At 63.3% G+C, this 14,462-nt stretch carries 12 protein-coding genes; 9 read left to right on the top strand and 3 right to left on the bottom strand.

What is annotated here, in order from left to right; genetic code table 11:
* The first annotated feature begins 219 nt into the window (after positions 1 to 219).
* A complete protein-coding gene (locus NKH83_RS12235) occupies positions 220 to 1,608 on the top strand; it encodes an FAD-binding oxidoreductase (RefSeq protein WP_352804584.1) in 1,389 nt (462 codons plus the stop codon).
* A gap of 35 nt (positions 1,609 to 1,643) precedes the next feature.
* Here the strand turns inward: NKH83_RS12235 and NKH83_RS12230 are convergent, their stop codons facing one another.
* The 3 genes from NKH83_RS12230 to NKH83_RS12220 form a co-directional block, all read right to left on the bottom strand.
* The gene (locus NKH83_RS12230) at positions 1,644 to 2,573 is read right to left on the bottom strand and encodes a pseudouridine-5'-phosphate glycosidase (RefSeq protein WP_352804581.1); all 930 of its coding nucleotides are present in this window, start codon (positions 2,571 to 2,573) and stop codon (positions 1,644 to 1,646) included.
* A gap of 12 nt (positions 2,574 to 2,585) precedes the next feature.
* Entirely contained in the window at positions 2,586 to 3,695 is a 1,110-nt protein-coding gene (locus NKH83_RS12225) for a carbohydrate kinase (RefSeq protein WP_352804580.1), read from the bottom strand.
* A gap of 240 nt (positions 3,696 to 3,935) precedes the next feature.
* Complete coding sequence (locus NKH83_RS12220; RefSeq protein WP_352804579.1) at positions 3,936 to 4,784, bottom strand: MurR/RpiR family transcriptional regulator; 849 nt, start codon at positions 4,782 to 4,784, stop codon at positions 3,936 to 3,938.
* A 186-nt stretch (positions 4,785 to 4,970) separates the two neighbouring features.
* On the opposite strand from NKH83_RS12220, the gene murA reads away from it, so the two are divergent.
* The 8 genes from murA to NKH83_RS12180 all read left to right on the top strand — a co-directional run bounded on the left by murA (position 4,971) and on the right by NKH83_RS12180 (position 14,460).
* Complete coding sequence (gene murA, locus NKH83_RS12215; RefSeq protein WP_352804576.1) at positions 4,971 to 6,227, top strand: UDP-N-acetylglucosamine 1-carboxyvinyltransferase; 1,257 nt, start codon at positions 4,971 to 4,973, stop codon at positions 6,225 to 6,227.
* Entirely contained in the window at positions 6,224 to 7,114 is an 891-nt protein-coding gene (locus NKH83_RS12210) for a glucosamine kinase nucleotide-binding domain-containing protein (protein WP_352804574.1), read from the top strand. The genes murA and NKH83_RS12210 overlap by 4 nt, the downstream gene beginning before the upstream one ends.
* Positions 7,115 to 7,284: 170 nt before the next feature.
* The gene (murQ, locus tag NKH83_RS12205) at positions 7,285 to 8,190 is read left to right on the top strand and encodes an N-acetylmuramic acid 6-phosphate etherase (protein ID WP_502895565.1); all 906 of its coding nucleotides are present in this window, start codon (positions 7,285 to 7,287) and stop codon (positions 8,188 to 8,190) included.
* 99 nt (positions 8,191 to 8,289) lie between these two features.
* Entirely contained in the window at positions 8,290 to 9,810 is a 1,521-nt protein-coding gene (locus NKH83_RS12200) for an ABC transporter substrate-binding protein (RefSeq protein WP_352804569.1), read from the top strand.
* Between the two features lie 34 nt (positions 9,811 to 9,844).
* The gene (locus NKH83_RS12195) at positions 9,845 to 10,804 is read left to right on the top strand and encodes an ABC transporter permease (RefSeq protein ID WP_352804567.1); all 960 of its coding nucleotides are present in this window, start codon (positions 9,845 to 9,847) and stop codon (positions 10,802 to 10,804) included.
* Entirely contained in the window at positions 10,804 to 11,643 is an 840-nt protein-coding gene (locus tag NKH83_RS12190; RefSeq protein WP_352476522.1) for an ABC transporter permease, read from the top strand. The genes NKH83_RS12195 and NKH83_RS12190 overlap by 1 nt, the downstream gene beginning before the upstream one ends.
* On the top strand, positions 11,640 to 13,388 hold the full coding sequence (locus NKH83_RS12185; RefSeq protein ID WP_352804565.1) for an ABC transporter ATP-binding protein: 1,749 nt from the start codon (positions 11,640 to 11,642) through the stop codon (positions 13,386 to 13,388). Before NKH83_RS12190 ends, NKH83_RS12185 begins: the two co-directional genes overlap by 4 nt.
* Before the next feature lie 70 nt (positions 13,389 to 13,458).
* A complete protein-coding gene (locus NKH83_RS12180; protein WP_352804562.1) occupies positions 13,459 to 14,460 on the top strand; it encodes a serine hydrolase domain-containing protein in 1,002 nt (333 codons plus the stop codon).
* The last annotated feature ends 2 nt before the right edge of the window (positions 14,461 to 14,462 follow it).

Genomic DNA, 14,462 nt, shown 5'->3' with positions numbered 1-14,462 from the left:
CGCGGGCAAGCGCTTGCGGTCAAAGGTTTGACAAATAGCCGGCCGCGCCTATGGTCGACCGGTTACAGGAGCGACGCATGGCGAAGGCAACCGGCTGTATTCCTGGCGGGTTTTCCCTACATTTGAACAGTAGAAATCAGCCACGGCCGCTTTCACAGCCCTCGCCCTTCCCTCCCCGGCCGCGTCGATGCGCCCGGGCCGTTCATGTCCTTGAGCCACATGTCGCAGAAGATTGACGAGCTTCTGTCGCGGCTGGAAAAGCGGCTGGACAGATCAGCGATTGTCTCGGCTGAGGAGGCCGGACCACGCTACCGGGAAGATCCCGACGGCAAGGACGGCGCGCCGCCGGCGATCGTCTTGCGTCCACGCACGACCGGCGAGGTGTCGGACATTCTGCGCCTGTGCAACGAGGCCGGGCAGAGGCTCGTCGTCCAGGGTGGCACCGGTCTTGCGGGCGCGGCGCGCATCCAGCCCGGCGAGGCGGTGCTGTCGCTGGAGCGCATGACGGCGGTCGCGGCGCCCCACCGCGAGGCGGCGACGATCGTCGCCGAGGCCGGCGCGCCGCTGCAAATGGTGCAGGACGCGGCCGATGCGGCCGGCTTGCTTTTCGGCGTCGACATCGGCGCGCGCGGCACGGCCACCGTCGGCGGCAATGTCGCCACCAATGCCGGCGGCATCCGCGTGCTGCGCTACGGCATGTACCGGGCGCAGGTGCTTGGGCTGGAGGCGGTGCTTGCCGACGGCAGTGTGCTCACGTCGCTCAAGGGCTTGCCAAAGGACAATTCCGGCTATGACCTCAACCAGCTCTTCATCGGCAGCGAAGGCACGCTCGGCGTGGTCACGCGCGCCTGCCTGCGGCTGCATCCCAAGCCTGCCACCGAGGTCAATGCCTTCTGCGCACTTCCATCGCTCGACGCGGCGATTGCGCTGCTTGCGCTGCTCCGGCAGAAGCTTGGGCCGTTGCTCTCGGCCTATGAGGTGAATTTCGCACCGCTCTACGGCGCCATGATCGCCGGCATGGAGGCGCCGGCGCCGCTGCCCGCCGGCTCGCCCGTCTATGTGCTTGCCGAGATACAGGGCAGCGAGCCCGACCGCGACGGCGAACGTTTTGCCGCGGTGCTGATGCAGGCGGTTGAAGATGGCGTGATCGACGACGTGGTCGTCTCGCAATCGCCGCGCGAATTCCGGGCGCTCTGGGCGGTGCGAGAAGAGGCCAACCGTTTCCTGTTTTCGATGGCAGGCCTGATCGGCGTCGATATCAGCATCCCACTGGCGAGAATGGCGACTTTCCTGGGCGAAACAGAAGCCGCCATCAGGGCCGTCGACCCTGGCGCCGACATCTACGTCTTCGGCCATCTCGGCGATGGCAATCTGCATTATCAGGTCCGCACCGCGGATCCGGCGGCCGCATACGGCATCGTGTACCGCGGTGTTGCCACCGCCGGCGGTGGCGTTTCGGCCGAACATGGCATCGGCCTCGACAAGAAGGAATGGCTGCACCTTGTGCGCAGCGACGCCGAGATCGCGGCCATGCGCCGCCTGAAAGCAGCCTTCGACCCGAACAACATCCTCAATGCCGGGCGCATCTTCGACCTCGCGCCGGGCTGAAATCGAAGGCCGGTAGCGCTGGCCGGATGCTGTCTCTATCTGGTCGCGCTTTTCAATTCCGCATGCGCCACCGCAATGCGGGCAGCAAGCGCGGCGTTGTTGCGGACCAGCGCGATGTTGGCCTTCAGGCTGCGGCCTTGCGAAAGCTCATTGATGCGTGCGAGCAGAAACGGCGTTAGTTCCTTGCGCCCGATGCCGCGCTTCTCGGCCTCAGCCACGGCCGCTGCGATCGTGCCGTCGATGAACGCCGGATCGAGCGCGTCCGCTTCGGGGATAGGGTTGGCGACGAGAATGCCGGTGCCGGATTCCATCTCGTCATGCAGCAGCATGGCTCGCGCGATCTCGTCGGGCGTGTCGAGGCGATGATCGGCCTTGAGCCCGCTGGAGCGGGTGTAGAAAGCCGGAAAATCATCGCTCCCATAGGCGATCACCGGCACGCGCTGAGTTTCCAGATATTCCAGCGTCTTCGCAATATCGAGGATCGACTTAACTCCGGCGCAGACGACGGTCGTGCCGGTTTGGCCGAGTTCGGTCAGGTCGGCGGAGATATCGAAAGTGGTTTCGGCGCCGCGATGCACGCCGCCGACGCCGCCGGTCGCAAAAATGCCGATCCCGGCTAAAGCGGCGATCCGCATCGTCGCCGAGACGGTGGTTCCGGCCGAGCCGCCGCGCACCATGATGGCGGCGAGATCGCGCCCGGAAGCCTTGACCACGCCCTTTGCCGCTGCCAGCTCTTCCAGTTCACGGTCGTCGAGGCCAACCTTGATCTTGCCGGCGACCACTGCGATCGTGGCGGGCACGGCGCCGTTTTCACGCACTACGGTCTCGACACCACGGGCAGTTTCCAGATTGGCCGGATATGGCATGCCGTGGGTGATAATCGTCGATTCCAATGCCACCACCGCGCGGCCTTCATCAAGCGCAGCAGCGACTTCATCGTTCAGGTGGACAAGGAAAGGTTTCATATCATCTCGCTTTCAGGCAGGAATGCGGTACATGCCGGCGGCAAGGAAGCGCGGCGACAGATCGGGATGGACGCTGGATTCGCTCTCGGTGGTCAGTGTGGCAAGCAGCGCGCCGGTGCGCACGGCATGAGCGACCGGCTCACCCGAAAGCACCTTGTACAGTGTGCCGGCGATCATCGCGTCACCGGCGCCGGTGATATCGACGGGCTGCGCCGGGACGGAGTGCATGGTCGTCACACCGCTCTCGGTCGCAACCGCAAATCCATGCGCGCCCACGGTCACGACCACCTCGCTGGCGCCGGCCGCGCGCAGCGCTGCCGCTGCTTCCTCCGGCGTCAGCCGCCTGTCGGCATCCGTCATGCCGAGCATCGTATTGGCCTCGTCATGATTGGTGAACAGAAGATCGATGCCGGTCAGGTCCTTCGGCAGGCGCGCTGATTTCGGCGCCGATACCGTGTCGACTGCGAGCTTGAAGCGCGCACCCTGCTTGCGCGACATCAGTGCTGCGAGGGTCGCGGCCGGCAGATTGCAGTCGATGAACACCCATGTCGCCGAAGCCAGATGCGGCCAGAAACGGTCGAGATAGGACGACGAAAACAGATCGAAGATCTCCATGTCGGCAATGCCGAGCACGAGGTCGTTGTTGCGGTCGAGGATGGCCGCGTATTCCGCCGTCGGCCGTTCCGTGGTGGTGATGATCTGGCTGACATCGGTGCCGAGGTCGCGCAGATGCCGGACCAGTGAGCGGCCGGTTTCATCGTCGCCGACGATCGAGACGAAGCTTATGTCGACGCCGAGGCGGGCAAGGTTTTCGGCGACGTTGCGGGCAACCCCGCCGAAGCTGCGATAGCCGTCGACCGGGTTCGACGTCTCGAAAATCAGATCCTTCTTGGCGTGGTATTTGCGGTCGAGCACCGCGCCGCCGACGCAGACCATGCGCTTGGACGTCGGCAAGACGTAACCACGGCCGAGAATGTATCCCTTGTTGACGAGTTGCACGATGTGGGCCGCGACCGTCGAGCGGGCGATGCCGAGCACCGTTGCTATGTCCTGCTGGCCGGCGAATGGGTTCGCCGCAATGAGGTCGAGAACCGCTTGTTCCTGTGCTCCAAGGTCGTCCATTGTCTCACCCGGCCGTCAAATTCGAAGCTGAACGCTTTCGCAACAACAGATGACATTGTCAACATTTGTTTCGACCGGCGGCATTTGACCAATCGGCGCTCCCGCGACTCTCTGCCAGCCGGACGAAGAAAGCGGGTGAGCACATTGAAGAAAGCTATTTCACCAAGGAGGACGAAAGTTGCTCTTGTCGGCGTGCAGCGCCGGGGAGGAACTGAGGCCTTAACGAGACGGCGAAGAGCGCTAAGCCTTCAGCACCGAGACGGCCAATTCGCTGTTGTGGACGTATTCGTTGGCGTCAGGCTGCTTCTGCACGAGCAGGATGAACAGCAGGTCGGTCACCGTCAGTTGTGCATCACGCGCAGTTATCGATGACGAGCGCGCGCGCTCTTCATCGGCGATCGTGTGGAGGCGAATGTCGGCAACCCGGCTCAGCGGATTGTCGCTCAGTCCGGTGACGGCGATAACGGTGGTGCCACGTTTGCGGGCAAGTTCAGCTATCCGCAGGGTTTCGATGCTCGCCCCGGAATAGGAGAGCGCGAACAGCACGTCACCTCGTCCAAGCGTCGAGACATTGGCCATTTGCACATGGCTGTCGCTGTCGTGCAGCACGTTGCGGCCGAGCTTCATCAGCTTGTAGGAAAAATCGCGCGCCACCAGCGAGGATGCGCCGACGCCGGCCAAATGAATGCGGCGCGCACCGTTCAATGCTTCGAGGGCCTTGCCGATTTCCTGCTCGGTGTTGGCCGCGACGGTCTGTTGCATAGACAAAAGCTTGCTGCCGATCAGCTTGCGCAGGATGACCAGATAGCTGTCGCCGACCTCGATCGAACCGTGGATCATGCCGGCCGGCACGTGCCATTCCTGCGACTTGGCCTCACTGACGGCGAGCTTAAGCTCCTGATAGCTGGAATAGCCGAGCTTCTGGCTGAACTTGACGACGCTCGACTGGCTGCGGCCGATCTCGGCGGCAAGCGCCGCCGTCGACAGGCGCAGCATCTGGTCGGGATTATCGACGATATACCGACCGATCTCGCGGTCGCCGGGCGCCATGACTTCGAGCTTGGCCTCGATCTTCTTCAGGACGGACATGCGTTCCCCCATTGCCTGTCATCGACAATGCCAACCCATGGAATAAATTATTCCGTCTCTGATTGACAGCCAAGAATGATCCATCAAATCTCGACTGGTGCGGATGTGGCCCAGCCGTCGGGCATGTCGACGATTCGGCCATGCAAGATCGTAGACACACCGACAGCTCGGGATTAGGTCAGAGCCATGGACAAATTGCGGATCGCCGGCGGGCACAGGCTTGAGGGCGCGGTGACGATCTCCGGCGCCAAGAACGCGGCCTTGCCGCAAATAGCGGCGGCGTTGCTCAGCCATTATCCGCTGCAACTGACCAACCTGCCTGCGGTGACCGACGTCGAAAACATGCTTGGCGTCGTCGGCCTTCATGGGGCCGAAGTCACCAGATCGGCGCATGCCGCCACAATCGATGCCAGTGCTGCCGCTTCCAGGGAGACAAGCTACGATACCGTCAGGCGCATGCGCGCGACGGTGCTGGTGCTCGGCCCGCTGCTTGCCCGCTTCGGCCATGCCCGGGTTTCGCTGCCCGGCGGCTGCGCGATCGGCGCACGGCCGGTCGACATGCATGTCGCCGCACTCGCCGCACTTGGCGCCGACATTGCGATCGAAAACGGGCTGATCGTCGCGTCCGCGCCGGGCGGACTGAAAGGCGCGCGTATCGTTTTGAGCTCACCATCGGTCGGCGCGACCGAAACGGCGATGATGGCAGCGACGGCTGCAAAGGGCGAAACCGAGATCCTCAATGCGGCGCGCGAACCGGAGGTGGCCGATCTTGCCGCCTGCTTGAACGCCATGGGCGCGCGGATCGAGGGCGCCGGCACGCACCGTATCCTGATCGCGGGCAGCACAGGCTGGCGCGCCGCCACGCACGACATCATCCCGGACCGGATAGAGGCCGGCACCTATGCCGTCGCGGCGGCTATCACCGGCGGTCAGCTCGAGCTGACCCACGCGCGGCTCGAGCACATGGCATCCGTCGTCCAGCTGCTCGAAACAGCCGGTGTGAAAATCTGGCCGGGCGACCGCGGGCTGATCGTATCGAGAGACGGGCCGCTCAAAGCCGTCGATGTGACGACGGAGCCCTATCCGGGCTTTCCGACCGATCTCCAAGCGCAGTTCATGGCGTTGATGTGCTGTGCCGAGGGCGCTTCGCTGTTGCGTGAGACGATCTTCGAGAACCGCTTCATGCATGTGCCTGAACTGATGCGGCTCGGCGCCAACATCAAGCTGCAAGGCACCATGGCGCTGGTGCGCGGAGGCGAGAAGCTGAAGGGCGCGCAAGTGATGGCCACCGACCTGCGCGCCTCCGTCTCGCTGGTGCTGGCAGCGCTGGTGTCCCAGGGCGAGACGACGATCAACCGCGTCTATCATCTCGATCGCGGCTATGAGCAGCTGGACCGCAAGCTCCGGCTTTGCGGCGCCCAGATCGAGCGGATAAGTGGATGAGTGCCGGCGCGGCGTCTTCGCATTATTTCCTGGGCGTCGATGGCGGCGGAACCGGCTGTCGGGCGCGTATCGAAGACGAGGCGGGAACCGTGCTCGGGCAAGGTCTCTCAGGTCCGGCGACAACGCGGCTCGGTATAGAGGCGGCCTGGGCCTCCGTTGCCAAAGCCTTTGGTGCTGCGATCAAAGAGGCAGGGTTCACGGCGACGAAAATCGCCAGGATCCGTGCCGGCGTCGGTCTTGCCGGCATCGGCCGCAAGGGGTCGCTTGAGGCGTTTCGTGCGATCTCCCATCCCTTTGCAAGTCTCGACTTCGTCAGCGACGGCGTCGCGGCTTGCCTGGGCGCGCATTCGGGCCAGGACGGCGCCATCGTCATAGCCGGCACCGGTTCGATCGGGCTCGGCTTTGTCGAAGGGCGCGACCTGCGTGTCGGCGGCTACGGTTTTCCGATTTCCGACGAGGGAAGCGGTGCCGATCTAGGGTTGAAAGCGGTACAGTTCGCCTTGCGCGCCCATGACGGCCGGCACGAGCGGACCGCGCTGCTGGCCGAGGTGATGCAGCGCTTCAAGGACGACCCGTTCGAGGCGGTGGCCTGGATGGACCGCGCCAGTGCGACGGACTATGCCGCCATGGCGCCGATGGTGATCCGCCATGCCGACCAGGGCGATCCGGCCGGTCGGCGGATCGTGCAAGGCGCTGCCGAGCAGATCGACACCTTCGTGCGGGTGCTGTTCGAAAAAGGCGCGCCGCGGGTTACGTTGCTCGGAGGGTTGTCCAGCCCGCTTGAGCCATGGCTCGCTCCCGACGTCCGCCGACGGCTGAAGCCGGCCGACGGCGATGCGGTTTCGGGAGCCATAATCCTGGCCAGAAAGTCGCTTTGCGGCGAGTAACGCGCTACTCAAAGAGGAATATTTTATTCCTACAGTCCGTTGACACTGGGAATACCGAATTCTAAAAAGTTAACTAAGCAGAAACAAGACAGCCGGGCGCCTGCCCGGCACGGCATCGCGTTTCCCGCTCACGGCAGATTGAAAGTAAGCAAGTGGTCGAACACGGGTTGATGTCGGAGTTGGAGCGGTTGGTTTCCGAGGACCGCAACCCGAGAACCATCGACATCGACCTGTTGCCGACCATTGAGGTGCTGCGCAAGATCAATGACGAAGATAAAGGCGTTGCGGCCGCCGTCGAGAAGGTCATTCCTGAGATTGCTGCTGCCGTGGACCGGATCGTGAGCGCGTTCCAGAAGGGTGCGCGCCTTGTCTATGTGGGCGCTGGCACCAGCGGCCGGCTCGGCGTCCTCGACGCCGCGGAATGTCCACCGACCTTCGGCGTACCCGAGGACATGGTGGTGGGCCTGATCGCCGGCGGCGACGACGCGCTGGTGCGCTCCGCGGAAGGCGCCGAGGATGACCCGAAACAGGGTGTAAAGGCATTGCAGGACATCAAGCTGACCGCCGACGATGTGGTGGTCGGCATCGCTGTCAGCGGGCGCACGCCTTATGTCATCGGTGGCCTGACCTATGCCAAGCAGGTGGGAGCGACCACCGTGGCGCTGTCCTGCAATCCGCGATCGACCATTGCCGGCATAGCCGACATTGCCATCTCTCCGGTGGTCGGCCCGGAGGTTCTCACCGGCTCGACCCGACTGAAATCGGGAACCGCGCAAAAGCTGGTGCTCAACATGCTGTCTACCGCCAGCATGATCCGCATCGGCAAGAGCTATCAGAACCTGATGGTTGACCTCAATCCAAGCAACAAGAAGCTTGTCGCCCGGGCGGTCAGGATCGTGATGCAGACGACCGGCTGCGCGGCACAGCAGGCACGACAGGCACTCGACCAGACCGGCAATGATGTAAAACTGGCAATCCTGGTGACGATCACCGGCATGGGCGTCGAGGAAGCACGTAAGGCGCTTGCCAACGCGGGAGGTTTCCTGCGCAAGGCGATAGGCGAAAAGACGGTGTAAGACCGCATGGATACTGGGCCGATGTTCCGGGACGTGTGTCCCTTTGAAGCGGTCCGGGGAACTGCAAGGCATCAGGTTTAACAATAATGGGAGACGACAATGGTACGGCACATTGGCAAGAAACTGCTTTCCGGCATGGCCCTTGCGGCAATGGTTGGCATCGCCGCGCTACCGGCGCAGGCGAGTGCGGCGACGCTGCATATGGCGTGGTCGCAGGACGCCACCGGTCTTGATCCGCACAAGCAGACGGCATTCTCCTCACTGCGGCTGCTGGAACTGATCTATGAGCCACTGGTGCGGCTCGACGCAAACCTGCAAATCACGCCCGCGATTGCCGATTCGTGGCAGTTCTCGCCGGACGGCAAGGAGCTGAGCTTCAAACTCAATCAGAAAGCAAAATTCCAGAACGGCGCCGCCGTGACCTCGGCCGATGTCAAGGCATCGTTCGAGCGCATACTCGACGAGAAGACCGGCGCGGCCGCGCGCGCCAACTTTCTCTCGATCGCCAGCATCGACACACCCGATCCAGCCACCGTCGTGTTCCACCTCTCGCAGCCGGATGTGCCGATCCTGACGGCGATGAGCGACGTCAACGCCGCGATCGTCCCGGCAAGCGAAATCACGGCCGGCTCGATCGGCACGACGACGATCGGCTCGGGTCCGTTCAAGTTGGAAAAGTGGGATCCGAATTCCAAGGAAGTGCTTGTCGCCAACAAGGATTGGGCGGGCGGCACGACCGGCGTCGACGGCATCGAGATCAGCGTGCTGCCGGACGAGACGGCGATCCTGGCGGCGATGCGCAGCAAGCAGATCGATTTTGCCCTGCTCAACGATCCGCTTGTCGCCACCCTTGTGCCCAAGGAAGCCAGTCTGCAGTTGAACCGTGTGCCGGTGCTTGCCTATCACGTGCTGCAGCTCAATCCTTCCCGCAAGCCGATGACCGAACTCAAGGTGCGTCAGGCGATTTCCTGCGCCATCGACCGGCAGGAAGTGCTGGACACCGCCTCGCTCGGTGAAGGCAAAGTCACCGGCCCGCTGACTATCCCGGCCCTTGCGACCGATCCGAGCCAGTTGTTCTGCTATAAGCGCGACGTCGAGAAAGCCAAGCAGCTGATGGCCGAAGCGGGCTACGCCGACGGCTTTTCGGCGACCGTGATCGGCGCCACCGGCGAGCCGCCGACAGCGGCGGCGGAAGCCCAGGTCATCCAGTCGCAACTCGCAGAAATCGGCGTCAAGCTCGACATCAAAATGATGGAGCTCAACGTCTATGTCGATGCCTGGCTGAAGGGCGATTTCGACATGGCCATCGCCCTGAACGGCGGCAGGGCCGATCCCTACACTATGTACAACCGTTACTGGACCAAGACGGGCAATCTGCAGAAGGTCGCGAACTATATCGACGATACGCTGGACAGTCTTATGCAGAAGGGCCGCAGCGAGACCGACCCGGCAGCGCGCAAAGCGATCTTCGCCGACTTCGAGAAGCACATCACTGAGATGTCGCCCTGGATCTGGCTCTACACGTCCTACAGCTACACGGCACAGCAGAAGAATATCGCAGGATTCGAACCGGTGCCGACAGGCTCGCTGTTCAGCCTCGCCAAGGTGACGATCCAGTAGCTGCTTTGGTGCCAGACGAGAGGGTATTCTTCGCGTGAACTATCTGATGCGGCGACTGGCAACCTTCCCTCTCGTCCTGCTTGGCGTGTCCATCGTCGTGTTCCTGGCGATCAGGATGGTTCCGGGCGATTCGATCACGGCAATGCTGGGGACCGAAGCCGGCCTGCTGACGCCGCAGCAGCGCGATGCGCTTGCAGCTTATTTCGGCATCGACCAGCCCTGGTTCATCCAGTACTGGCGCTGGCTGCTTGGTCTTTTCCAAGGTAATCTCGGCATTTCGTCCACCTATGGCAGGCCGGTGCTCGTCGTCATCCTCGAGCGTTTCCCGCTAACGTTGGAGCTCGCCCTGCTTTCGATGGTCATCGCCCTGGTTGTCGGCATGCCGGCCGGGATTTTTGCCGCCACCCATAATGAAAAGCTGTCCGACCTCGGCGTGCGCGTTGTCGCAATGATCGGGCAGTCGACGCCGAACTTTGTCCTTGCCCTGCTGATCATCTACACGCTGTCGGCGGGGTTTGGCGTTTTGCCGGCGATGGGCGAGTTTTCGCCGCTGTGGCAGGATCCGCTGCGCAATCTCGGCCAGCTGTTGCTGCCTGCGGTCACGCTTGGATTTGCCTTCGCGGCTTCGGTGACCCGCATATCGCGTTCGGCGATGCTCGATGTGCTCAGCGACGACTATGTCAGGACGGCGCGCAGCAAAGGCGTTTCGGCGCGCGGCGTCATCTGGCGGCATGCTTTGCCCAACGCGCTCATCCCGGTCGTGACGCTGAGCGGCATAGAGTTCGGCTATCTGCTGGGCGGGGCAGTCATCGTCGAGCAGATATTTGCGCTGCCCGGTCTCGGCCGTATGGTGCTGGATGCCATCCTGCAGCGCGACTACGCGCTGGTGCAGGGAAGCGTGCTGTTCATCGCCTTCAACTTCATGATCGTCAATCTCCTCGTCGACCTCGCCTATGTCGCGCTCGACCCGCGTATCCGGCTAAGCGAGCACTGATGGCGACATTGCGGGCTATATTTGCGCATCCCAGCGGCCGCATCGGCGGTGCCATCGTTGCGCTTTATCTGCTGCTTGCCGTGCTTGGCATGCTGGGGCTGACGCCGCACGATCCGCTGACGCAGCACCGGGTCGAGCGACTGCATGCGCCTGACGGCACCTACTTGATGGGCACGGACCTGTTCGGCCGCGATGTCGCAAGTCGGCTGATGACCGGGATCGGCCAGTCCTTCATCGTGGCCTTCTTTTCGGTCGCCTTCGCGACACTGGCCGGCACCGTGCTCGGGCTGGCGGCAGCCTGGTTCGGGCGCCGCTGGGACGGCCTGGTGATGCGCATCATGGACGTTGTGCTGGCGTTCCCGGCGATCCTGCTGGCGCTGCTGATCGTCGCGGTTGCTGGACCGGGAACCTCGACCAGCGTCATTGCCATTGCCATCGTCTACACGCCGATCTTCACGCGCGTCGTGCGAGGTCCGGCTCTGTCGCTCAAGGCGCGCGAGTTCGTCGACGCGGCCCGCACGTTCGGCAGCAGTGCGGGCTACATCGTAACACGCCATCTGCTGCTCAATCTGGTGGCGCCACTGACGGTTCAGGTGACGCTGGCGCTGGCCTGGGCACTGCTGACCGAGGCCGGCTTAAGCTTCCTCGGGCTCGGCACGCAGCCGCCCGCCGCCTCGCTCGGCCTGATGCTGAGCGACAGCCGCAATCTGATGGAGACAGCTCCCTGGCTGATGATCTTCCCGGGCGTGGCGATCATGATCAGCATCCTCGGCTTCAACCTGCTCGGCGATGCGTTGCGTGATGTCCTCGATCCGAAGATGCGGAGATCGATCGCATGATCCCGCTGCTGTCCGTCAGCGGATTGCGCGTCGGCTTCGGCCGCAACCCGAAAGCCAATGAGGTTGTGCGCGGCGTCAGCTTCGATCTCGCCGACGGCGAAACATTGGCAATCGTCGGCGAAAGCGGCTCGGGCAAATCGGTCACGGCGCTGTCGATCAATCGCCTTGTCGATTATGGCGGCGGCCGCATCACCGCAGGCTCGATCACGCTGAAGCGGGTCGACAACAGCATTTTCGACCTGACCGCCGCGGACGAGCCGCAACTGACGAAGATCCGCGGCGGTGAAATCGGCATGATCTTCCAGGAGCCGATGACCTCGCTCAATCCGGTGCTGACCATCGGCAGGCAGATCGAGGAATCGTTTCGCCTGCATCGCGGCCTGACCGGCCGGCAAGCGACGGTGGCGGCCAAGGACGCGCTCGACCGCGTGCGTATTCCCGACGCTGCACGGCGACTGAAATACACGCCCAACCAGCTTTCGGGCGGCATGTTGCAGCGGGTGATGATCGCCATGGCGCTCGCTTGCAACCCGCGCCTGCTCATTGCCGACGAACCAACGACGGCGCTGGATGTTACGGTGCAGGCGCAGATCATGGCGCTGCTCGCCGAATTGAAGCAGGAAACCGGGATGTCGATGATCTTCATCACCCACGACATCGGTCTGGTCGCAGGCATCGCTGACAAGGTCATGGTGATGCAAAGCGGAGAAGCTGTCGAGCAGGGCGCGCTGAACCAGATATTGGACGATCCGCAGCATCCCTATACGCGGCATCTGCTTCATGCGGTGCCGCATTTCGCCGGCGGCAATGCCGCACGCAAGGACGTGCAACGCGAAACGCAAAAAGCTGCCGAGCCGGCGCTGAAGGTCAATGGCCTCGTGGTGCGGTTTCCGGTCAAGGCTGGGTTTTTCCGCCGCGTCAGCGGTGCCGTGCACGCAGTGGACGGGGTGGATTTCGAGCTAATGCCGGGCGAGACATTGGCGGTCGTCGGCGAGAGCGGTTCCGGAAAGTCCACCACCGCCCGCGCGATTCTGGGGCTGGTGCGCCCGACGCACGGCACAATTTCGGCCAGCACGCGCAAGGCCGTCGCCGGGCAGAGCGCCCTTCCCGTGCAGATGGTGTTCCAGAATCCCTATGGCTCGCTCAATCCCAGACTCACCATCGAAAGCACCCTCGCAGAGCCGGTGATCGCTACCGGCGGACGGATAACTGCTGAAACGCAGGCGAAAATGGCCGCGCTGCTGAAACGCGTCGGCCTTCCGGAAAACAGCCTGCAGCGCTATCCGCACGAATTCTCCGGCGGCCAGCGGCAACGCCTGTGCATCGCTCGCGCGCTGATGCTCAGTCCTTCGGTTGTCGTACTCGACGAAGCGGTTTCGGCGCTCGATGTGTCGGTGCAGGCCAGGGTGCTGGAGCTTTTGGTCGAGCTGCAGCGTGAATTCGGGCTGGCCTACCTGTTCATCTCGCATGACATGGCTGTCGTCGAGCGGATCGCCCATCGCATTGCGGTCATCTATGCCGGTCAGATCGTCGAGATCGGCGATGCCAGATCGGTGCTCTCGGAGCCGAAGCACTCTTATACCAAACAGCTTATCGCGGCCGTTCCCACCATAGACCGGCGGCATGAACGTTTCGAGCTCGACACGCGCCAGGTCCCCTCGCTCGTGCGTCCGCTGGGATTTGAGCCGGGCCCGGCCAATTGGCAGCAATTCGGGCCGGATCATAGGGCACGGGTGGAAGCGTGATGATTGTCGCTCGAAAGCATGCAGAGTCAGACGGACAGCCCCCTCGCTGCTTTTCAGACGGAGGCCGCAATTGATCGACCATGATCTCTTCGACCGCGCATTCGCCCCGCTCGAAGCGGCCGTGGCTGCGTCGCGCATTCCTGGCGGCGTGCTCGGCATGGCCGACCGGGACGGTCAACGCATCGTCCGGGCAATCGGCTCGGCCCAAGTCGTGCCGAAGGTCAGGCCGATGCATATCGAAACATGGTTCGATCTGGCGTCGCTGACCAAAGTCATCTTCACCACGCCGCGTATCCTGGCACTGGCGGAAGAAGGCGTCATCGACCTCGACGCGCCGCTGATTTCGGTCCTGCCCGACCTTCGCCAATATGAGGAAAAAGCCTGGGAACGGAAGGTGACGTTTCGCCAGTGTCTCGGTCATCAGACGCCGTTTCCCGCCGTTGCTCCAATCTACACCTATGGCCGCGATCCCGAGCTGTTACGCGCCTTTGTCCTGCAGCGCGAGTGGCAGGCCGGGGAGCCGGTCTATTCCGATATCAACTTCATTCTGCTCGGCTTCGTCCTGGAGCGCCTGTCCGGCAAGACCATTCGCGACATGGATCCCGGTCCGGGCTTCGCGTTCTCCACCGAACCGGATCGCGCGGCGGCCACAGAAGACTGCACATGGCGCCATCGTGTTCTCAGCGGCGAGGTCCACGACGACAATTGCTCGGCATTGCAAGGGGCCGGTCACGCCGGGCTGTTCGGAACGGCGGCCGCGATCCTCGATTTTGCGCTAGGGCTGCAGGACGGGAGCGGCGCATCCGAGCGTTCAATAGCGCTGATGCGCACGCCCTTGTCGGCAACCCGCACCCATGGCTGGGAACGGCCTTACGAAGGCTGGTCCGGTGGGCGGCTGTGCAGCCCCGGCACAATTGGCCATACCGGCTTCACCGGCACCGGGCTGTGGATCGACTTCGACGAAGGCAGAGCATGGACCTTGCTCACCAACCGGATCCATCCGACACGTCATTTCAACAGCGGGATCGCAGCGCTTCGCCAAGCGGTCGGCGATCTCGTCAACGGAGCCTGACA

Origin of the sequence: Mesorhizobium sp. M0909, assembly GCF_040319515.1 — a bacterium.
GTDB lineage: Bacteria > Pseudomonadota > Alphaproteobacteria > Rhizobiales > Rhizobiaceae > Mesorhizobium.
Note: the sequence above shows the minus strand (reverse complement) of the source record. Positions and strands in the feature narration are given on the sequence as shown.